This is a genomic window from Rhodococcus sp. WB1 (genome assembly GCF_001700945.1).
In the GTDB taxonomy this organism is placed as follows: Bacteria; Actinomycetota; Actinomycetes; order Mycobacteriales; family Mycobacteriaceae; genus Rhodococcus; species Rhodococcus aetherivorans.
Genome location: NZ_CP015529.1, coordinates 589,357 through 609,117 on the forward strand (window position 1 = coordinate 589,357; position 19,761 = coordinate 609,117).

The following is a 19,761-nucleotide window of genomic DNA, read 5'->3' on the forward strand; positions in this document are numbered from 1 at the left end:
GCAGTGACCACATCGAATTCGAAGTTCGAACTCCGCGGGATCAATCACCTCGCCCTCGTCTGCTCCGACATGAAGCGGACGATCGACTTCTACTCGGGAACCCTCGGCATGCCCCTGGTGAAGACGGTCGAGCTGCCCGGGGGACTCGGCCAGCACTTCTTCTTCGACTGCGGGGGAGGCAACACCCTCGCGTTCTTCTGGCTCGAGGACGCACCCGATGCCGCCCCCGGCGTTGCGGCGCCGAAGGGCCGCCCCGACGAGGGGGAACTCGCCAGTGCGGTCGGATCGATGAACCACGTGGCCTTCGCTGTCCCACCGGAACTGTTCGGCGAGTACCGCGCCCGGCTGCAAGCGGACGGTGTCGAGGTCAGCCGCGTCCTCAACCACGACGACAGCCCGTCCGGCGTAGCCAAGGAGGTGCACGACGGCACCTTCGTCCGATCGTTCTACTTCCAGGATCCGGACGGCGTCCTCCTCGAATTTGCCTGCTGGACGCGCGAGTTCACTCCGGAAGACGTCGTGCACGAGCCGAAGACCGCGGCCGACCGCCGCACGACCGGCGCCTCCTGACCGACGGCCGAAAGGACAATCGACATGCCCCGCCTCCGTGAAGTCCCTCGTGCCGAGGTGACCGACGAAAAGATCCTCTTCTTCTACGACCGGCTGTTCGGCGCCGACAAGGACCCCGCCGTCGACCACGGCACCATTCATGCCACGCCGGGCGACTGGTGGACGGTGTTCGCACAGTCTCCGGCCGTGTTCCGGCATGCCGTACGGGGCTTCGCGTTGTACCGCAACGCAGGTCTCGACCCGCTGCTGCGCGAGCTCGGTCAGGGCAGGGCCGGGTACGCGCGCGGGAGCCAGTTCGTGTTCTCCCAGCACTGCAAGCAGATGCGTTCTCTCGGGATGTCCGAAGAGAAGATCGCTGCCCTCCCGCACTGGCAGATCAGCGACCGGTTCTCGGAGCTCGAGCGCGCCGTGCTCGCCTACACAGACGGGCTCGTCCTCGGTGGCGGCCGGGTGCCCGACGAGGTGTTCGCCCTGCTCCGGGCTCACCTGTCCGACCAGGAGATCATGGAACTCACCTACATCACGTGCATGTACGACATGCACGCTACGATCTGCCGCGCGCTGAAGCTCGAGTTCGACGACAGACCCGAACCGGTCGAGGAGGTCCGGATCCCGGACGGCGTCCATGTCTCCGACCTCTCCGCCGATCTGGCCGGCGAGTAGCGGCCGTTGCATCATGCGCGCTGCGGTTCTCTCGCGCCCTTCGTCGGACCGGTTGTGGGTTGTTCGACGGCGCAACCGGTCCGGCGGCGCCGCGCACCGCGAGGCGGTGAGCGGGTCGTCGTGGGGATCTCGGACGAACAGCATGCCGCCGTCGATGAGCACGGCTTGGCCCGTCATGTAGTTCGAGTCGGGGGCCGGCCGGGTAGAAGACGGAGGCCGCCACGTCCTCACCGGTGGAGACGCGACCGAGGATGATGCCCTCGGCCATGGCCTTCATCGACTCACCCTCACCGACATTGTTGATCGCGCCGAGCCCGGTGCGGCCGCTCGGGATCTTCCGGTCCTCAGCCGTTCGCCGCATCGGCGAACCCGAGCACCACCTTCAGCACCACGTGCAGCGCGGGATTGGTGTCGTCGCGTCGCCACGCCACGCGTAGGTCGACGTCGGGGGTCGACTCGTCGAGCGGAACGAAGACGACATGGGGATCGGTGACGTTGCTCGCCACGGACGCCAACGTCAGGTGGCACCCGACCTCGGCGCTGACCAGCGCCAGGGCGGTCTGCGTATCGGGGGCGACCTGGACGACGTCGGCGACGAACCCGCCCGCGTGCGCGAGCCGCCGCAACCGGTCGGCAAGCACCGCACCCTCGTGCGGCGGGAGGGAGACGAAGCTTTCCGCGGCAAGCTGGGCAATCGACAACCGGCGCGCGCCGGCCAGCGGGTGGGTGTCGGGCAGCGCGACGACGAGGGAGTCCGGCATCGCTGGCCCGGTTCGGCTTCAACGAGTTTGCCAACAAGAAGCTCGTGAGAAACCCCGGGGGAAAGAAGTAACCGGGCGCGTCGACGGCAAGACTGCCGTGCGTCCGAGGGTGCAGTGCGGTCGCTGACGAAGGTGGAGTGAGCGACCGTCACTGCCCGGGCGGCGGACCTGCCGGGCGGCCACCGGCGGGGCCGCCTCCCATCCCGCCCTGCGGCGGCGCATCGGACTGGACGTTCGCCGACTTCTCGGCGACACCGACCGTGATATCGACGGCGTAGCCGGTGTCGATGCTGCCGGTGACGGTCGCGAGTTCGGCGTCCCAGCCGTCGCCGAAGACGTTGTCGGAGTCGAGGCTGATCTGCGCCAGGTTGCGGGTGCTCTGCGCGTATCCGTCGGCGCCGGCGTACACCGTCTCGCACACGTCCTGGGGGAGGGCGATCTGCGAGGTCAGCCGCGCGTTGTCGCCGGCGACGGCGACCTCGAGGGAGTCGTGCACCTCGAAGTGGATGTGCGGCCAGCGCCCCGAGTAGCAGGCCGGGAAGATCGAGGTGAACGAGACGGTGCCGTCGGCGTCGGCGACCTGCACGCCGCGCAGGTAGTTCTGGTCCGTCAGTCCGTCGCTGTAGAGGGAGTACTGCCCGTCGCGGTCGCAGTGCCACAGGTAGACGGCCATGCCCTGGCCGGGGCTGCAGCCGGCGGCGAGATCCTGCAGGTGCAGGGTGATGGTGGTCGGCACGCCCTCGGCGGTACCGGTGTAGTCACCGAAGCTGGTGGTGATGTCCTTGCGGACGATTCCCGACTCGATCAGGACGTTGGGCCCGTTCGATCCGTCGCCGGGGTACGGGCCGGCCGTCTCCTGTGGTGCGGCGGCGACGCACTCGCCCGCGGCGGTCGCGGAGGTCGTCGAAGCGGCGGTGGTGGTGGCCGACGCGGATGCCGAGGTGGACGTCGACCCGCCCGTCGAGCACGCAGCGAGGGCCGCGGTGCCGGCCGCGCCGAAGACGGCCAGCATCCGCCGGCGCGACAGCATCGTCCTGATGTCGTGGGCCAGGCCCAGGTCGTGCTCGTGGAGTTCGGGGTCGGTCGGAACGCGACGCGCCCGGCGTGAACTCATTGCGGTGTCCTCTCGGCTCGGTTCGGTGGGGTTCACGCTACGAAGGGAAGCTCGGGAAACACCGGACGGATGCTGGGAACTTGCTGGCAGCCGGGCTCGGGTGGATCCGTCCTTCGGTCGTCGAGCCCGGCTCGCGCCGCGCGGGCGCGGGTAGGATACGAAAGGTCGGCGCTCCCGCTGATTCCCGATCGCCACGACATGAGGAATGCGATGTACTCGTACAAGGTTGTCGAGGTCCGCGAGAAGATGCTCGGCGGGAAGATGTCCGGTGACAAGCTCGAGGATCTGCTCAACGAGCACGCCCGGCAGGGGTGGCGCCTGAAGGCCATCACCTCCGCCGAGATCAAGGGCCGCGTCGGCCCGGGCGGGGTCGAGGGGCTGCTCGTCACCTTCGAACGCGAGGGCTGACGGGCGCGGTCGGCCCGACTCGTCCGTCGCCGCGACTCGAACAACGCGGCATCGGGGACACTGTCGTGGCCGCGCCTCCCCGCGTCCCCTGTGCCGACGACGTCCCGGCTCTCGGCTTCTTGCAGGTTTCGCCACGCGAAAGCGAGACCCCACGACCGACGGTCGTGGGATCTCGCTTTCATCGGAGCCGACGTGTGAGAGCTGCCCGGTGCAGATCTCCGATCAGTGCTGAAGCGCCAGGGGCTCCTTGACCTTCAGTGGTTCCACCCTCCCCATGACGAACAAGTAGTTTGCTGCCCCCAGCAGTGCCACTGCGCCGATCACCGCGAGCGGGGCGACGTAGGATCCGGTGCTGTCGACGAGGACGCCGATGACGAGCGGCGTGAAGATACCCGCGAGATTCGACGCGAAGTTCTGGATTCCGCCGATCGACCCGACATGCTTCGAACTGGGTGCGACGTCCGCCGGAAGCGACCAGATTCCGGTAGCGGCGACGGTCAGGCTGGAGTACGCAAGAGACAAGAGCGCCAACGCCATCCACGCCTCGGGGACGACTGCGGCGAACATGATGACCGATCCGCCGACCAGGCCTCCGGCGATCTGGGTCTTGCGAACCCGGGTGACCGAGTGTCCCCGACGTACCGCGCGGTCGGCGGCGAATCCACCGAGCCATCCGCACGCCACCGCGCACACACCCGGCAGCGCGCCGAACATTCCGAGCTTCAGGAGATCGAATCCCCTCTCGCTGACGAGGTAGCTGGGGAAGAAGGTGATGAAGAAGTAGATCGCGCTGTTCAGGCAGAAGAAGCCGAACATCATGCTCAGGATGGTGCGGTACCGGAACAGCGACCGCCAGGGTAGCTTCGCGGCGTCCGCGTCGTCACTGCCGGCACCGCGTGCGCCGCCGCTCTCGATATGCGCGAGTTCGGCGGTACCGACCCGCGGGTGATCCTGAGGGGCCCGATAGATCTTCCACCAGGCGAAGGCCCATACGACACCCAGAGCGCCGATGATGATGAAGACGCCGTGCCAGGTGGTGAAGGAGATGATGAGCGTGACGATCGGAAGGGCGATCACCGCGCCGACGCGCGAGCCGGAGTCCCAGATGCTCGTAGCGAAGGCGCGCTCGCTCTTCGGGAACCAGGTGGCGACCACCTTGGCGGACGTACTCGGTGCCGGGCTCTCACCCACTCCGAGCAGGAAACGGACCGCGAAGAGCGAACCGAATCCCCGCGCGAAGGATGTGGCCATGGTGCAGACCGACCACCAGAGGGCGGCGATGGTGAACGATCGCCGGGGGCCGACCTTGTCGACATACCAGCCGGCGGCGAGCTGGCACACATCGTAGGCCCAGAAGAAAGCCGCGAAGATCATGCCCTGCTGGGTGGCGGTGAGATGGAAATCCTCGCCCATGAACGGCAGCGCGACGCTCAGGCTCGACCGGTCGAGGTAGTTGATACTGAGGCCGACGAATGCGAGCCAGATGATGGCCCATCGCATTCGAGTCATGGTCCGAGGTGCTTTCACTTCGGAGTCACTTCCTACTGCAGTACTCATGGGGGTTCTCCCTGACATGACCATTGTTTCCTCGAATCCTCGAACATGAGGCAGGTGGGGTGAGGTCGATCGCGGCACGGGATCGTATAGGAACACCGGCGATCGTATAGGCCACATGGAATCAGGTGACTGCCGTCACTGTCAAGCGGGCCGGGGAGGGGCAACCCGGCACCTCGGAGCTTCCCGTTCCGGTCGCGAAAGGGCGCCGGCGGAATCGACGCGTCGAGGAAACGCCTCGATCGTCGGCGTCCGACCTCGTCTCCCCTGGGACGTCGCGCTAACCGACGATGTGCGCCTTCTGCGTCCGTGCGGTCTCGGAGGCATCCAGGGGTGGCATGTTGCCGTCGAAGGCCTGCGCGAATCGCGTGAAGGAGTTGCGAATGTGGTCGGCCATGGCCTGCTCGGCGGTCTGCGGCTCGCAGGCACGGATGGCATCCCAGATCTGCCGGTGTTCGGCGACGGTGACCGACCCGTCGACGTCCGCGGGATAGAGCCGGAAGATGTGCAGGTGGCAGTGGGTCTGGACGAATGCGTGCTGGACCACTGGGTTGCCGGCCGCACCGAGGATGGTGTCGTGGAAGCGGGTGTCGTGGGCGACGAGGTCCTGACGCAGGTCGCCGCCCTCTTCGACGCGGCGCTCGAAGGATTCGAGCTCCCGGTCCAGGGCCCTGCTCGGGTTCGTGAGCCGATCCACCGCCGCGGATCGTGCTGCCCAGGGCTCGACGAGCAGTCGGAACTCGAAGAGGGATCGGAGTTCGGGAAGGTCGAGCAGGGGGGTGGTGCTGTACCCGCGGCCGGGGCTGTAAACGACCAGGTTGTCCCCCTCGAGCCGCTGCAACGCTTCTCGGACCGGCGTCTGTGAGACGCCCAGGTCGCGCGCGATGGCATCGATGTTCATTCGGGTGCCCGGCGGAATCTCGCTGGCCACGATGGAGTCCCGCAGCTTCGAATAGACCTCGCCGGCAGCTACTTTCGGCTGAACTCTCGGGGCGTCGGACGTATCGCGCCGGGCCATGACCATCTCTCTCCACTTCTCGGCCCGCTGTGGCGGTGCGGCAGGTGGCGGGCGCTCGGACATGCCGACTGTATACGCCCCGGTCCTCTTCGCCGTCGACCAGCCTCGGGGCCCCTCTCGGGCCCCGGCGGGGTGACCGATCCATCTCCGGCGGCTTGACGCGGGCCACACTGCCTATATGATTACGGCGATTCCTATACGATTCACGGAAGTGAGTGCCATGTCTCACCTCGTCTCCATCACGACCGACGATGTCCGGTTCCCGACGTCGCTGGAACTGGACGGTTCGGATGCGGTCAACGTCGACCCGGACTATTCGGCCGCCTATGTCACGATCCGCACGGATGCCGGCGACGAAGGGCACGGCTTCGTCTTCACCTGTGGTCGGGGCAACGATGTCGTCACCCATGCCATCGACACCTACGCCCAGCTGCTGATCGGCCGGAACACCGAGGAACTGATCTTCGATCTCGGCGCCGCATCCAAACGTCTCGTCCACGACTCGCAACTGCGGTGGCTGGGCCCGGAGAAGGGCGTCAGCCAGATGGCCTGCGGCGCTCTGATCAACGCGCTGTGGGATATTCGGGCCCGTCGCGAAGGCAAGCCGCTCTGGTTGCTGCTGAGCACCATGTCCCCGGAGGAGATCGTCGACGTCGTCGACTTCACGCACATCCGCGACTCCCTCGATCCGGCTCGGGCCCTCGACCTCCTCCAGCGCGGCAGCATCGGCAAGGCGGACCGCATCGCCGCACTCCAGGCCGGCGGCTACCCCGCTTACACGACGTCACCGGGGTGGCTGGGATACAGCGACGAGAAGCTCGTGCGTCTCAGCAAGGAGGCAGCCGCCGACGGCTTCTCCATGATCAAGCTCAAGGTCGGCGGGAGCGTCGAGGACGACCTTCGTCGCCTGGCCCTCGCCCGCAAGGCCGTCGGTGACCTGCCGATCGCGATCGACGCCAACCAACGGTGGGAGGTCTCCGAGGCCATCGATCGGGTGAACGAGCTCGCGCAGTTCGACCCGTACTGGATCGAGGAGCCGACCAGCACCGACGACATCCTCGGCCACGCCGACATCCGTAAGGGTGTCGCCCCGACGCGGGTCGCGACCGGCGAGGCTGTCGCGAACCGTATCGTCTTCAAGCAGCTGCTGCAGGCCCAGGCCATCGACGTGCTCCAACTGGACTCCACCCGCGTTGCCGGAGTGAACGAGAACATCGCCGTCATGTTGCTGGCCGCCCGCTTCGGGGTGCCGGTGTGCCCGCACGCCGGCGGAGTCGGGCTCTGCGAACTCGTTCAGCACTTCTCGTTCTTCGACTACGCAGCCCTCAGTGGCTCCCAGGAGGGACGCATGATCGAGTACGTCGACCACCTGCACGAGCACTTCGCGGAACCCGTCCGGATTGTCGGGGGACGTTACGCCGCGCCGGCCCTGCCGGGTATCGGCGCGGAGATGCTGGCCGCGTCGCGCGAACGCTGGGTCTTTCCCACCGGCCCCGGCTGGCGAGAGGTGAACGGACGCGCGGCGACCACGAAGACCGGAGTGGAGGTGGCGCCGTGAACACGACCGTCGAGGAACTGAACCGGAAGGTCGAAGCGGCCCACGCGGCATTTCAGAAGGCCCGGACGGTCCCCCCGGACACCCGCGCCGGCTGGCTCGAGGCCGTCGCCGAGGGGCTGGAGGGCGACGCTCCGGCCCTGGTCGACATCGCTGCGCGGGAAACCGGTCTGGGGCTCGACCGGCTTCAGGGCGAACTACGGCGCAGTACTTTCCAGCTCCGGTTGTTCGCCGACGAGGTCCGCCGCGGCGAGCATCTCGACGCCGTCATCGACCATGCCGACGACTCGTGGGGGATGGGGCCGCGGCCGGACATCCGCCGTGTCAACGTGCCGCTGGGCGTCGTCGGTGTCTTCGGTGCGTCGAACTTCCCCTTCGCGTTCAGCGTGATGGGCGGCGACAGCGCCTCGGCGCTGGCCGCCGGATGCGCTGTCGTCCACAAGGCCCACGACGGGCACCTCGAGCTCGCCGCACGCACCGCGGACGTCGTGGTCGCCGCACTCGAAGCCGCCGGAGCCCCTGCCGGTCTCTTCGGGCTCGTGACCGGCAGACCCGCAGCAGAGGCGCTGGTGGATCACCCGCTGGTCAAGGCTGTCGGCTTCACGGGTTCGACCGGTGGCGGCCGCGCCCTGTTCGACCGCGCGGCGGCACGCCCCGAGCCCATTCCCTTCTACGGCGAACTCGGTGGAATCAACGCGGTGTTCGTCACCGAGAACGCGTGGAACAGCCGCCGCGAAGACATTCTCACCGGCTACGCGCAGTCCTTCACTCTCGGCATGGGGCAGTTCTGCACCAAGCCGGGACTGCTGTTCGTGCCGGCGGGTGACACCGGATCCGTTGCGGCTGTGCTGGCGCACGCCCTCGACCGCTTCGAGCCGACCGTGCTCCTCAACGATCGCCTCCACGACGGATACCGCGAGGCGGTGACGCGGGTCCGGGCCGCCGCCGGCGTCGAGGTACTCGTCGAAGGCGACTTCGCGGCGATGCCGTCGCCGATGGTGCTGCGCACCACGGCCGCGAACGTACGCGCACATCCGGAACTCCTGCGACAGGAGATGTTCGGGCCGGCGAGCCTGATCGTCGAGTACGCCGGTGAATCGGAACTGGTCGGTCTGGCACGGCTCCTGGAAGGCCAGCTCACGACGACTGTGCAGGCCGAAGCCGCCGACGACGTCACCGAACTGGCCGCCGTGCTCGTCGACATCAGCGGTCGGGTACTCTGGAACGGCTGGCCCACAGGCGTGACCGTCAGCTACGCCCAGCACCACGGCGGACCGTACCCCGCGACGACATCGACGACCACCTCCGTGGGCACCGCCGCCATCTCCCGGTTCCTCCGACCGGTCGCGTACCAGTCCTTTCCCACATCGCGTCTGCCCGAGGCGTTGCAGGACGAGAACCCGTGGGGGATCGCACAGCGGATCGACGGCGAGTGGCACCGTCCGGCAAGGCCGGGAGCGCAGCGATGACACACGCTCACGTCCTGCCCGAGGACGCCGACCGGGCGCGATTGATCGGGCGCGTGTGGGACGTCGAGACGGGCGGCCCTCGCGTCGTCGCCGTGCGGGACGGGGGTGTCTTCGATCTCCATGCAGTCGCCGGAACCGTGTCCGAACTGCTCGAGTCGTCCACCGTCCTCGCCGACGTCGACAGCGTGACGGCGCAGTCGCCACCCCGCTGGCAGGTCTCCGATCTCATTGATGCCTCCCTCGTGCAGGATCCGGCCCGTCCGCACCTCCTGGCCCCGATCGACCTGCAGGTCGTGAAGGCCTGTGGGGTGACCTTCGTCGAGAGCATGATCGAGCGCATCATCGAAGAACGCACGGCCGGGAACCCGGATCGCGCCGCCGAGGTGCGGGCCTCGATCGGACGAACCCTCGGCGGCGGCATCGCCGCCTTGCGGCCGGGCTCACCCGAGGCCGCCGCGACCAAGCGGATCCTGCTCGACGAGGGTTTGTGGTCCCAGTATCTGGAGGTGGGGATCGGTCCCGATCCCGAGGTCTTCACGAAGGCTCCGGTGCTGTCCTCGGTCGGGGTCGGAGCGAAGATCGGCATCCCGTCGTTCTCGTCGTGGAACAATCCCGAGCCCGAACTGGTGCTGATCGTGAACTCGGTCGGCACCGTGGCCGGCGCCACGCTCGGCAACGATGTGAACCTGCGCGACGTCGAGGGCCGCAGCGCCCTGCTGCTCGGAAAGGCGAAGGACAACAACGCCTCGAGTGCGCTCGGTCCCTTCATCCGGTTGTTCGACGGGGACTTCGGTCTCGAGACGGTCCGCAACGAGGAGATCCGGCTTCGCGTGGACGGTCCCGACGGATTCAGGATGGAGGGCGTCAACAACCTCGCCCGCATCAGCCGGCCGTTCGAGGAACTGGTCGCCGCAACAATGGGCGATCACCACCAGTACCCCGACGGCTTTGCCCTCTTCACCGGAACGCTCTTCGCCCCTGTCGCCGATCGCGAGGAGCCCGGGCAGGGCTTCACCCACAAGATCGGCGATGTCGTCACCATCCGTAGCGCACATCTCGGTGCGCTGATCAACGAGGTGGGGGCCACAGAATCCCTGCCCGCATGGTCCTTCGGGCTGCGCCAGCTGTTCGACTACCTGCACACCCACCCGGCCACACCTGCGCCGGTCGCTGCCACCACCGCATAGACCGCGCGCCGGCCACGGGACCGGACCCGCCGAGCGGCGTAGTGGACCCTCCTCCTACGCCGCTCGGTGTCTCGTCGCATCCCCCACTCGACGCCCGATCAGGAGCTGGTCATGACCGAATCCACCCGGCACGGCATCGCGCCGCACCACATCGTCGACCATCTCGCCGCGGCCGGTGTCGGTTGCGGAGATGCCGTTCTCGTCTGTATCGGGGACCGCCGGACCCGCGAGGCGGTCATCGACAACGCCAACTCGGCCGGGCACGCAGTCCTCGTCCCGCTCGTCGCACCCGACCGGCCCGGCATCGAAGACCTCGCAGTCGCAGTGGGCGCAGCCGCCGTCGTCACCGACAGGTCCGTGCCGCTCCCCCTCCACCCACGCGCCCTGCTCGCGTCGACCTCGCCCCCATCCGGAGCCGCCTCGCCCCCATCCGAGGACATCCACGGGTGGGGGGTGAGCATGCATCGGCGTTGGATTCTGCATCCGGTCCCGCAGTGCCGGGCTTTCGTCTGGTGCCGCATCCCGGCCGGCTGGCATGTCGACCCGAGTACCGTCGGTCGTCCCCCGCGATGGGCGCAACGGCGCTCGGCCTCCGGCTCGCCCGGCCACCCTGGAGGATCGCTGTGACTTCCGGCAACGCATCACTGCGCATGACGGTGCTCATGACCCCCGACATGGCCAACTTCTCCGGCAACGTCCACGGCGGCAGTCTCCTCGAACTTCTCGACCAGGTCGCCTACGCCTGCGCCAGCCGCTACGCCGGTACCTACGTCGTCACCCTCTCCGTCGACCGGGTTCTCTTCCGCGACGCAATTCACGTCGGAGAACTGGTCACCTTCTCGGCGTCGGTCAACTACACCGGACGGACCTCGATGGAAATCGGGATCCGGGTCGACACCGAGAACATCCGAAGCGGAACACGTCGCCACACCAACAGCTCGTACTTCACCATGGTCGCCGTGGACGACACCGGTGAACCCGTTGCCGTGCCCCCCTTCACACCGAATACGGACGTCACGCGAGATCGTTACGAGGCGGCTCGGCTCCGCCGACAGGCCCAGTACGCCGCGTTCGCCTCCCCGCACTCCGTCCCCCTCGACGAGCTGTCCGAGACGACACGCAACGGTTGACCTCCGAGGCGCACTATCCCCCTGTGAGGACAGCGGCGAACGCACGGCACGAATCGATCCGAGGTGGGCCGTGGGGGAACAGTCACGGCGGGGGCACGGGTTCGAACGCTCCGAGGTGCGCTCCGATCTGATAGCACGCCAGGACGAAGGCGGGTGCGGGAACGGACGGGGATTCGACGCGCGACCCGTAGAGGGCGACCACCAGCTCGAGTCCCGGTGAGACGAACAGCATCTGGCCGTGGATTCCGGTGGCCGTGTAGGAGCCGAACGGGTCGTCGAGCACCCACCAGTAGTCGCGGTACGACAGCGTCGACCGTGAGTCCGGTGACGCATTCGGTGGCCGCACACGCGCGCCGGGACCGGTGGGTACGCGGGCCCCGAGGCCTGTGACCACCGCGGCCGGCAGCGCCTGCCGGCCACCCAGCGCACCGCCGCAACGCAGCACCTCGCCGAGCCGGGCGACGTCGCGCAACGTGGCGCAGAACCCGCCGCTCGCCATCTCGGTGCCGTCGGAATCGAGGACGAAGTAGCCGTCCTCCTCGGCGCCGATGCGGGACCACACCAGCTCGCCGACGAGGTCGGCGAGCGTGGTTCCGGTGGCCCGGCGGAGCACCTCCGCGACCATTTCGACATTCCCGTTCTCGTAACGGAATTCCGCGCCGGCCGGACCGGTCGCCCGGGCCGTCGCCAGGTGCTCGCGGATCGAGCCCGGCCCCGTGTATCCGAAGGGGCGCGCGGACGGGCTCACCGCGGCGAGCAGGCGCTGCGCCTCGGCGCGACGGTGGTAGATCCGGCCGCTGTACGACACCCGGGTGCTCATGTGCAGCAGGTCGTCGACGCGTGCGTCACCGAACGCGGTGCCTGCCGCTTCGGGTACGTAGCGTGACGCCGGGTGCCGCCGATCGACGACGCCGTCGTGCACGAGAATCGCGGCTGCCAGGCCGACGACGGACTTCGTCATCGAGGTGGTCAGGTGCGGATCGTGTGCCGCGAAGCCCGGCCGGTGGTACTCGTGGACGACGTGACCCCGATGCACCACCGCGATGCCGTCGGTGTCGGACGTCTCCAGCATCCGCTTGAAGGTCTCCGGCCGGCCTCGGAGCCGTTCGATGGGAAGCCCGGACAGGTCGGTCGGTGCGGCGGGCAGCTCCCACACGCCGCCGCGGCCGCGCCACACGCGCCGGGTGGGCATCGTCTCGCGGCGGGACGTCAGGTACCGGCGCACGTCGGCGGGATCGGTCAGGCCACGAGCCCACGTGAGATCCGGACCGGTGCGCATCGACGGGGCCGCTTCCATTCCGCGGTGCGCGGTCACACCGCACCGGCCGTGGCGTCGTCCGCGGTGCCGGTCGTCCCGACCCGGGTCAGACGACGCGCATCGTGGGCGGGGCGGATGGCTGCGATGGCATACACGCCGCACGCGATCATGACGACGGCGGCGAGGGTGAACGCGGTGCCGTATCCGGCCACGACCGTGGCGCCGCCGTCGACTATCCGGCCGGTCAGGTACGGGGCGACGAGCCCGGGCAGGGTGCCGGTGGCGGCGAGGATGCCGAAGACGGCGCCGCGCTTGGCCGGCGGCACGACCGCAGCGGCCGTCATGTAGTGGAGCGGGAACGCGACGGCCGAGCCGCTGAACGCGATCACGATGAGCACGAGGCGGATTGCGGACGCGTCCGCGAGCGGGACGAGCACCATCGCGAGGCCCGCGATCGTCACGGCGACGCCCTGCAAGGCCCCGTGCGCCCAGCGCACCGACAGTCCCCTGCGCAGGAGCAGGTCGGACAGCGGGGAGATGGTGAGCAGCAGGACGAGGCTCGTGCCGGAGATCGCGCTGATCACGCCGGCGACGTCCGCAGGACCGAATTGCATTGTGGTGTGCAGGTATTCGGGGAGCCATGCCGAGTTGACCGCCATCGCCCAGTGGCCGCCGAATGCGCTCGCCGCGCTGCCGAGGAACGTGCCGCTCACGAGGATCTTCCAGATCTTCGGATTGCCGGCCGCGCCCGACGGGCCGGCCGCGGCGCCGTGCCCGTGCCGGGTGTCGCGGTCGAACGGGCCGTCCTTGCCGATCGCGAGCCAGGCGATGCCCCACAGCCCGCTCACGACGGCCAGTGCGATGAACGCGGCCCGCCATCCGTGATCGCTGATGAGCCACGTCAGGACGGGGGCGGCGATGAGGACTCCCAGGGCGGCACCGCTGATCTGCAGGGCCGACGGCAACCCGCGCTTGTGCGCCGGGAACCACTTGTACAGGGCGTGCATCGACATCGGCGTGGCCGGGCCCTCGGCGGCGCCGAGGAGCACGCGTCCCGCCACCAGGGCCGGGACCGTGGCGACCAGCAGCACCGGAATCTGCGCGACCGTCCACATCATGGCCATCGAGAACAGCAGGAGCCGGCTGGAGACCCGGGCGGAGACGAAGCCGACGACGATGCCCGCGATGCTGTAGAGCAGGTAGAACGAGCTGGCGATCAGTCCGAACATGCTGCGGTCGATCCGGAACTCGTTCATGATCGGTACCGCCGCGAGACCGAGCACGGCCTTGTCGCCGAAGTTGATGATCATGAAGAAGACGATCATCACGAGGACGGCGAGGGCACGTCGACGGCTGTACCCGGGTGGGTTCACCTCCGGCGCCGTGGTCGCCGGGCTGGGGGTTCGAATTGTCGCCATGCATCCTCCTCGGCTCGTCCCGATCCTCGATCGGTGGCCACGTCGTCTGGGAATCCGATCGGCACCGGGCCCGCGTTCGTCGTCGGTGGCCCGACGGAAGGGCGGCGCATTCCGGTCGATCGTCACGAGAAGTCGAAGTCGTCCACCGTCCCGTGTTGCACTCAGCCTACTGTGACGGACGCCATAACGCAAGGGCTGTGTCAGTGAAATATGTTAGAGGACAACATAATTCAACCTAGTTGCAGCTCGCGGGGTGACGATCGGAAATGCCGGGTCGAACCCGCCGCGCAGGTCGAACGGCACCCGCCACGCGGCGGCGTCACCCGAGATCGTGACGTGCCCGGCGGCCTCGGCGTCGGCCGCGGTGAGTGCCCCGAGCACCAGTCGCGCCAGCACCGGCCGCGACAGTGCGACGGTGGCATCCACGTCGCCGCGCTGCGGACGACGGCTGTGGACGAGCACACCGTGGCGGACCAGGACGAAGATCCGCCCGTCGCCGTCCACATCGAGCGCCACGTGGGCGTCGCATTCGGCGGCCGCGGCTCCGTCGAGCCGGACGGCCAGGTGATCGAGCAGCATCTCGGTGGTCATCGCCGTGAGCATGTCGCCCCGCGCCCCACCGCCCCCGGCGTAGGCGACGCCCGAGCGCAGTTCCTGGGCACCCGTCAGGTAGAAGTTCCGCCACGAGGCCGCCTCCGCCTGATATCCGAGCTGCTCGAAGGCGTCGGCCTGCAGGGCCCGCGCGTCCTCGTTCCGTGGGTCGGTGAAGACGACCCGGCCGACCACCTCGGCGACCCACCGGTAGTCACCGGCGTCGAACGACGCCCGTGCCTTGCGGAGGACCTCGTCCGCACCGCCCATGAACTCCACGTACCGCGCCGCCGCCGCGGTGGGCGGGTGAGGGTGCAGGTTCGCCGGGTTGGCGTCGAACCAGCCCAGATACTTCTGGTAGACCGCCTTGACGTTGTGTTCGAGGGTTCCGTAGTAGCCGCGGTTGGACCAGTAGGTCGCCAGGGCGGGCGGAAGCTCGAGTCTCTCCGCGATCTCGGCCGCGTTCAGCCCGCGCGCCGCCCACCGCAGCGTCTCGTCGTGGATGAAGCGGTACAGGTCGCGCTGCTTCTCCATGAATTCGCGGATCGCCTCGCGCCCCCATACCGGCCAGTGATGGCTGATGAACAGCACATCGGCCCGGTCGCCGAAGAGATCGAGGGCGTCCCGGATGTAGTTGCTCCACGCTGCGGCGTCGCGCACCTGAGCGCCGCGCAGGGTGTAGAGGTTGTGCATGTTGTGCGAGACGTTCTCTGCCATGCACAACGCCCGCAGGTCCGGAAGGAAGAAGTTCATCTCCGCCGGAGCCTCGCTGTCCGGGGTGTACTGGAAGACGATCCGCACCCCGTCGAGCACCATCTCGGTACCGGTCTCGGCGACCAGGTCGGTGGGAGCGAGCAGCGTCGGTCCACCGTTGGCGAGTGCGGCTCCGAGCCCGACCGAGACGACACCCCGGTCGTCTGCAGGCAGGAGCGAGCCGTACATGTACTGTGCGCGCCGCTTCATCGCGTTGCCGGCCTGGACGTTCTCGCTGACGGTGTGTTCCATGAAGCCCGACGGCGCGACGATCCGCACCGCACCGCGCGCCACCTCGTCGGCGGACACGACGCCCTTGACCCCACCGAAATGGTCGGTGTGGCTGTGGGTGTAGACGATCGCGCGGATCGGCTTGTCCCCGAGGTGTTCTCGCACGAGTCGCATGCCGGCGGCGGCGGTCTCCGGGGTGAGCAGCGGATCGATCACCAGGTATCCGGTGTCTCCCTCGACGATCGTCATGTTCGCGATGTCGAAACCCCGGATCTGGTAGATGCGATCGGTGACCCGGAACAGGCCGTGCCGCACGGTGAGTTGCGCCTGCCGCCACAGGCTGGGGTTGACGGTGTCGGGGCAGTCGCCGCCGAGGAAGTCGTACCGGGTCAGATCCCATACCACCCGGCCGTTCTCGGCGCGGATCACCGGCGGGTCGATCGTGGCGACGAATCCGCGGCGGGCGTCGTCGAAGGAACGCCGGTCGGCGAAGTCCAGTGTGCTCAGCACGGCCCGGTTGGCCGCCGCGGTGGCGGGGGTGGCCGCCTTCGGCCTCGACAGCGGGCTGGTCATGCCGCTTCCTTTCCGCGCGCCGGCTGTGCGAGCAACTGCTTGGCGATCCCGTTCTTCTGGATCTCGGACGACCCGGTGAGGACGCGGAACATGCGCAGCCGCCGGAACAGCCATTCGACCTCGGCGCCGCGGACCATGCCCGCCTTGCCGTGGATCTGCACGGCCTCGTCGGCGATGCGGAAGGCGTGCTCGGCGACGAACAGCTTGCACATGAACGCCTCGACGCGCGGCGGTGTGCCGGCGTCGAGCGCGGCGAGGGCGTCGTAGGTCATGCTCCGGGCCGCGTAGTAGTCGGTGGCCATGTCGGCGATCTTGTGCTGGATCGACTGCAACGCCGCCAGGGGTGCGCCCTGCACGTGCCGCGTCTTCGCGAAGTCGACGGTCAGGTGCAGCGCGCGTCGCGCGCTGCCCAGCACCGTCGGGCAGTGCAGCAACCGGTTGACGGTCACGCGCCCCAGCCCGATTCGCAGACCGTCGCCGACGGAGCCGAGCAGCTGCTCGGGCCCGACGTAGCAGTCGTCGAGGATGATGTCGCTCTCCACGTGCTGGCCGGACATCGGCAGGTCACCGTCGACGACGGTGCAGCCGGGGGAGTCGAGATCGACGAGGAAGGCCGAATAGACCTCCGGGTCGGTGTCACCGGCGGGGGCCATTCGCGCGACGAGCACGGAGAAGTCGGCGAACGGGCCGGCCGAGGAGAACACCTTGCGGCCGGTCAGCCGCCAGCCGTCCCCGTCGGGGGTGGCGATGGTGCGCATCCGTCGTACGTCGGATCCCGCGTCCTCCTCGGTGAGCGAGAAGCAGCACGCCCGCTCGCCGCGCAGCACCGGCATCAGGTACTTCTCGAGCTGGTGGTCCGTGGCCACGCCGAAGATCGACCCGACGCGGAGCGGCCCGCCCATGTCACCGAGGACCGAGTGGGCGAGGATCCGGCCGCTGGCCCCCACCTCCTCCTTGAGGACGGCGAGTTCGGTGTAGGACAGGCCCTGACCGCCGAGGGCCGGCGGCAGATGGATTCCGTAGAACCCGAGTTCACGGCTGCGCCGCCACACCGGTTCGAGTTGCTCTCGGGTATAGCGGGTTTCCGGTCCCAGGCCGAGTCGTTGTTCGTACTCGGCGAGTTCGCCGTCGAGGTAGTCCCGCAGGCGCGGAACCAGCGTCGCGAGCCGCGGGTGGTCGTCGTAGGACGGGGTGAGGGTGAACGACATGGGGGTCCTTGTCAGTGAACGCGGCGCTCGGCGCCGGACCAGTAGGAGTCGCGCACGGCGCGGCGGTCGACCTTGCCGTTGCGGTTGATCGGAAGGGACTCGACGAAGTCCACCGAGCGCGGCTTCTTCATCCCGGCGAGCCGCTGGGCGCAGTGGTCGATCAGTGCGGCTTCCGTCGGCCCGGTGCCGGGGCGCGGCACGACGACGGCCTTCACGGCCTCGCCCCACCGCTCGTCGGGGACGCCGACGACGCAGACCTCGGACACGTCGGGGTGCTCGTACAGGGCAGCCTCGACCTCGCTGCAGTAGATGTTGAACCCGCCGGAGATGATCATGTCCTTCTTGCGGTCGACGATGAACAGATACCCGTCCTCCCGCAGGCGCCCGATGTCGCCCGTGTGGACCCACCCGTCGCGGAAGGTCTCCGCCGACAACTCCGGTTCGTGCCAGTACTCGCGCACGCAGTCCGGCCCGCGCACGACGATCTCGCCGAGTTCGCCTGCCGGCACGGGCCGGCCTTCGTCGTCGACCACCCGGACTTCGGTGTCGAACACCGCGCGTCCGCACGACAGCAGGAGCTCGGGGTCGGAGTCGATTCCTCGCTCCACGTCATCCGGAGTGAGAACCGTTACCCCACTGGTGGTTTCGGCCTGTCCGTAACCCTGGGCGACGACCGGTCCGAACAGGTCGACGGCGTCACGCAGGCGTTGCGGGGAGACGGGCGCGCCACCGATCCGCACGCATCTGAGGCTCGAGTAGTCGGTGGTGGTGGCCTCCGGGTGGTCGAGCACCAGGTTGAGCATGGTGGGCACCATGAACGTCGAGGTGATGCGCTCGGACTCGAGGGTGCGCAGGAACAGCCCGGTGTCCCAGTGCGGCAGGATCACGACGGTCGATCCGCGGGAGAGGGAGGCGAGCAGGCCCATGCCCGAGGCGTGGGTGATCGGGCCGAGTGCGAGGTAGCGCTCGCCGACACCGAGCGAGCTGTCCGGAGTCATCAGGCGCTTGCGCATGTTGGCCAGGCGGTTGCCGTGAGTCTGCACCGCGGCCTTGAGTTTTCCGGTCGAGCCGGAGGTGAAGTTCAGGACCGCGGGAACCTCGGGGTCGACCTCGATCGCCACCGGGCGATCGTCGCCCTCGGCCAGCAGGTCGCTGTAGCGCACCGCGCCGTCGCAGCTGTCGTCGTAGTCGACGACCGTGCAGTCCGCCCCCGTGTCGGCGACGATCTTCAGCGCGGCCTCGGCGTGCTCGGCGTCGACGAACAGCATGCGCACGGCCGCGTCCCGTAGGACGTGGGCGACCTCGGCGGCGCCGAGTCGCGCGTTGATCGGCACGCGGAGCAGTCCGGCCTTGCACAGGGCCATCTCGGTCTCCACCAGCTGCGGGCGGTTACCGGCGAAGGTGGCGACCGCCTGCGTCGGTTCGAGTCCGCGCCCGAGCAGTGCCGAGGCGAGCCGGTTGGTGGAGCCCTCCAGGCGGCGGTACGTCCAGCGCTCGTCGCCGCACACCACGGCTTCGTGGTCGGGCCAGTACGTACTGCTGCGGCTCAGATAGATGCCGAGGTTCATTTCCGCTCCTTCGCGGACAGAGTGACTGTTATTGGACACGATGTATTGAACTGGTGTCCGTGTCAAGACTTGCGCTAGCATGGGCGTCCTGGTACCGGGAAGGGAGCCGGCAATGGCAACGGAAGACCGCCGGGTGCGTCGCACCAAGCGACTGCTGCGCGATGCGCTCGTGACGCTCGTGCTCGAGCGCGGCTACGGCGCCGTCACCGTCGAGGACATCGCCGAACGGGCCGACCTCAGCCGCGCCACCTTCTACGGGCACTACACCGACAAGGACGACCTGTTCGGGCGGATCGTCGCGGATCTGATCGCGGAGTTGAACGAACGCTTGCGCCCGCTCGTCACGGACTCGTCGGCCGGGTTCACCGGCAAGCCGGTCCTGGAGATGTTCCGCCACGCCGCCGAGGAACGCGACGTGTACCGGGTGATCCTGCGCGGGGAGGGCGACGGCCGTGCGCTGCGGGAGTTCATGGACGACCGCAGCGAGGTCGTCGCCCGGATCTTCCGCAAGCGCGCGGACGCCCACGGGGTGACCCCGCGCATCGACGTCGACGTTCTCGCCCGGGCCTGGGTCGGCGAGCAGATTTCCGTGCTGCGCTGGTGGATCGAGTCGGATCCGCCCGTGCTTCCCCTCGAGGACGTCACGGAAATGCTGCTGGAACTGTCCCTGCGCGGCCGGTACTGGGCGAACGGCTTCGACGGACCGCCGCCCGGGGCCGGATCCTGACGGTC

General features: G+C 68.6%; 18 protein-coding genes. 9 read left to right on the forward strand and 9 right to left on the reverse strand.

Translation table 11 applies throughout. The features are described from left to right. The first annotated feature begins 3 nt into the window (after window positions 1-3). A complete protein-coding gene (locus A4U64_RS02770) occupies window positions 4-570 on the forward strand; it encodes a VOC family protein (RefSeq protein WP_006935222.1) in 567 nt (188 codons plus the stop codon). Between the two features lie 24 nt (window positions 571-594). Then, window positions 595-1,233, forward strand: a complete 639-nt coding sequence (locus A4U64_RS02775) for a carboxymuconolactone decarboxylase family protein (protein ID WP_006935223.1) — start codon at window positions 595-597, stop codon at window positions 1,231-1,233. 344 nt (window positions 1,234-1,577) lie between these two features. On the opposite strand, the gene A4U64_RS02780 is transcribed toward A4U64_RS02775, so the two are convergent. Continuing rightward, a complete protein-coding gene (locus tag A4U64_RS02780; protein ID WP_084648582.1) occupies window positions 1,578-1,994 on the reverse strand; it encodes a LysR family substrate-binding domain-containing protein in 417 nt (138 codons plus the stop codon). Between the two features lie 148 nt (window positions 1,995-2,142). Further along, on the reverse strand, window positions 2,143-3,108 hold the full coding sequence (locus A4U64_RS02785) for an intradiol ring-cleavage dioxygenase (protein WP_006935225.1): 966 nt from the start codon (window positions 3,106-3,108) through the stop codon (window positions 2,143-2,145). Between the two features lie 210 nt (window positions 3,109-3,318). On the opposite strand from A4U64_RS02785, the gene A4U64_RS02790 reads away from it, so the two are divergent. Next, window positions 3,319-3,516 (forward strand): DUF4177 domain-containing protein, encoded by a 198-nt coding sequence (locus A4U64_RS02790; protein ID WP_006935226.1) that lies wholly within the window; start codon window positions 3,319-3,321, stop codon window positions 3,514-3,516. Between the two features lie 222 nt (window positions 3,517-3,738). Here the strand turns inward: A4U64_RS02790 and A4U64_RS02795 are convergent, their stop codons facing one another. Both A4U64_RS02795 and A4U64_RS02800 read right to left on the reverse strand, forming a co-directional pair. Further along, window positions 3,739-5,097 (reverse strand): MFS transporter, encoded by a 1,359-nt coding sequence (locus tag A4U64_RS02795; protein ID WP_232334154.1) that lies wholly within the window; start codon window positions 5,095-5,097, stop codon window positions 3,739-3,741. Window positions 5,098-5,350: 253 nt separating this feature from the next. Further along, window positions 5,351-6,151, reverse strand: a complete 801-nt coding sequence (locus tag A4U64_RS02800; RefSeq protein ID WP_231385949.1) for a GntR family transcriptional regulator — start codon at window positions 6,149-6,151, stop codon at window positions 5,351-5,353. Between the two features lie 157 nt (window positions 6,152-6,308). On the opposite strand from A4U64_RS02800, the gene A4U64_RS02805 reads away from it, so the two are divergent. From A4U64_RS02805 to A4U64_RS02825, 5 genes are all read left to right on the forward strand, one after another. Then, window positions 6,309-7,646 carry an enolase C-terminal domain-like protein gene (locus A4U64_RS02805; RefSeq protein WP_065922115.1) on the forward strand — a complete coding sequence of 446 codons (1,338 nt, stop codon included), beginning with the start codon at window positions 6,309-6,311 and terminating at the stop codon, window positions 7,644-7,646. Further along, window positions 7,643-9,112: an aldehyde dehydrogenase (NADP(+)) gene (locus A4U64_RS02810; protein WP_006935231.1), complete on the forward strand. Its 1,470-nt coding sequence runs from the start codon at window positions 7,643-7,645 to the stop codon at window positions 9,110-9,112. Before A4U64_RS02805 ends, A4U64_RS02810 begins: the two co-directional genes overlap by 4 nt. Next, window positions 9,109-10,299, forward strand: a complete 1,191-nt coding sequence (locus tag A4U64_RS02815; RefSeq protein ID WP_043798719.1) for a fumarylacetoacetate hydrolase family protein — start codon at window positions 9,109-9,111, stop codon at window positions 10,297-10,299. Before A4U64_RS02810 ends, A4U64_RS02815 begins: the two co-directional genes overlap by 4 nt. A 111-nt stretch (window positions 10,300-10,410) precedes the next feature. Continuing rightward, the gene (locus A4U64_RS02820) at window positions 10,411-10,926 is read left to right on the forward strand and encodes a hypothetical protein (protein ID WP_043798488.1); all 516 of its coding nucleotides are present in this window, start codon (window positions 10,411-10,413) and stop codon (window positions 10,924-10,926) included. Window positions 10,927-10,949: 23 nt separating this feature from the next. After that, complete coding sequence (locus A4U64_RS02825) at window positions 10,950-11,429, forward strand: acyl-CoA thioesterase (protein ID WP_051359212.1); 480 nt, start codon at window positions 10,950-10,952, stop codon at window positions 11,427-11,429. Window positions 11,430-11,511: 82 nt separating this feature from the next. On the opposite strand, the gene A4U64_RS02830 is transcribed toward A4U64_RS02825, so the two are convergent. From A4U64_RS02830 to A4U64_RS02850, 5 genes are all read right to left on the reverse strand, one after another. Continuing rightward, window positions 11,512-12,708, reverse strand: coding sequence for a serine hydrolase domain-containing protein (locus tag A4U64_RS02830; protein ID WP_037201978.1), 1,197 nt, complete (start codon window positions 12,706-12,708; stop codon window positions 11,512-11,514). Window positions 12,709-12,740: 32 nt separating this feature from the next. Further along, a complete protein-coding gene (locus A4U64_RS02835) occupies window positions 12,741-14,105 on the reverse strand; it encodes an MFS transporter (RefSeq protein ID WP_029545849.1) in 1,365 nt (454 codons plus the stop codon). 213 nt (window positions 14,106-14,318) lie between these two features. Beyond that, a complete protein-coding gene (locus A4U64_RS02840; protein ID WP_065922116.1) occupies window positions 14,319-16,253 on the reverse strand; it encodes an alkyl/aryl-sulfatase in 1,935 nt (644 codons plus the stop codon). Next, window positions 16,250-17,461 (reverse strand): acyl-CoA dehydrogenase family protein, encoded by a 1,212-nt coding sequence (locus A4U64_RS02845; RefSeq protein ID WP_006935246.1) that lies wholly within the window; start codon window positions 17,459-17,461, stop codon window positions 16,250-16,252. The genes A4U64_RS02840 and A4U64_RS02845 overlap by 4 nt, the downstream gene beginning before the upstream one ends. Before the next feature lie 11 nt (window positions 17,462-17,472). After that, window positions 17,473-19,029 carry an acyl-CoA synthetase gene (locus A4U64_RS02850; protein WP_065922117.1) on the reverse strand — a complete coding sequence of 519 codons (1,557 nt, stop codon included), beginning with the start codon at window positions 19,027-19,029 and terminating at the stop codon, window positions 17,473-17,475. A gap of 112 nt (window positions 19,030-19,141) precedes the next feature. Here A4U64_RS02850 and A4U64_RS02855 point away from each other — a divergent pair, with 112 nt between their 5' ends. Then, window positions 19,142-19,756 carry a TetR/AcrR family transcriptional regulator gene (locus A4U64_RS02855; RefSeq protein WP_029545845.1) on the forward strand — a complete coding sequence of 205 codons (615 nt, stop codon included), beginning with the start codon at window positions 19,142-19,144 and terminating at the stop codon, window positions 19,754-19,756. Window positions 19,757-19,761 lie beyond the last annotated feature (5 nt).

What these genes read in the sequence shown, in the direction of transcription:
- A4U64_RS02775 (WP_006935223.1), top strand. Translation starts at nt 595, where the DNA reads ATGCCCCGCCTCCGTGAAGTCCCTCGTGCCGAGGTGACCGACGAAAAG.
- A4U64_RS02780 (WP_084648582.1), bottom strand. Translation starts at nt 1,994, where the DNA reads ATGCCGGACTCCCTCGTCGTCGCGCTGCCCGACACCCACCCGCTGGCC.
- A4U64_RS02785 (WP_006935225.1), bottom strand. Translation starts at nt 3,108, where the DNA reads ATGAGTTCACGCCGGGCGCGTCGCGTTCCGACCGACCCCGAACTCCAC.
- A4U64_RS02790 (WP_006935226.1), top strand. Translation starts at nt 3,319, where the DNA reads ATGTACTCGTACAAGGTTGTCGAGGTCCGCGAGAAGATGCTCGGCGGG.
- A4U64_RS02795 (WP_232334154.1), bottom strand. Translation starts at nt 5,097, where the DNA reads ATGGTCATGTCAGGGAGAACCCCCATGAGTACTGCAGTAGGAAGTGAC.
- A4U64_RS02800 (WP_231385949.1), bottom strand. Translation starts at nt 6,151, where the DNA reads ATGTCCGAGCGCCCGCCACCTGCCGCACCGCCACAGCGGGCCGAGAAG.
- A4U64_RS02805 (WP_065922115.1), top strand. Translation starts at nt 6,309, where the DNA reads ATGTCTCACCTCGTCTCCATCACGACCGACGATGTCCGGTTCCCGACG.
- A4U64_RS02815 (WP_043798719.1), top strand. Translation starts at nt 9,109, where the DNA reads ATGACACACGCTCACGTCCTGCCCGAGGACGCCGACCGGGCGCGATTG.
- A4U64_RS02820 (WP_043798488.1), top strand. Translation starts at nt 10,411, where the DNA reads ATGACCGAATCCACCCGGCACGGCATCGCGCCGCACCACATCGTCGAC.
- A4U64_RS02825 (WP_051359212.1), top strand. Translation starts at nt 10,950, where the DNA reads ATGACGGTGCTCATGACCCCCGACATGGCCAACTTCTCCGGCAACGTC.
- A4U64_RS02830 (WP_037201978.1), bottom strand. Translation starts at nt 12,708, where the DNA reads ATGCGCACCGGTCCGGATCTCACGTGGGCTCGTGGCCTGACCGATCCC.
- A4U64_RS02835 (WP_029545849.1), bottom strand. Translation starts at nt 14,105, where the DNA reads ATGGCGACAATTCGAACCCCCAGCCCGGCGACCACGGCGCCGGAGGTG.
- A4U64_RS02840 (WP_065922116.1), bottom strand. Translation starts at nt 16,253, where the DNA reads ATGACCAGCCCGCTGTCGAGGCCGAAGGCGGCCACCCCCGCCACCGCG.
- A4U64_RS02845 (WP_006935246.1), bottom strand. Translation starts at nt 17,461, where the DNA reads ATGTCGTTCACCCTCACCCCGTCCTACGACGACCACCCGCGGCTCGCG.
- A4U64_RS02850 (WP_065922117.1), bottom strand. Translation starts at nt 19,029, where the DNA reads ATGAACCTCGGCATCTATCTGAGCCGCAGCAGTACGTACTGGCCCGAC.
- A4U64_RS02855 (WP_029545845.1), top strand. Translation starts at nt 19,142, where the DNA reads ATGGCAACGGAAGACCGCCGGGTGCGTCGCACCAAGCGACTGCTGCGC.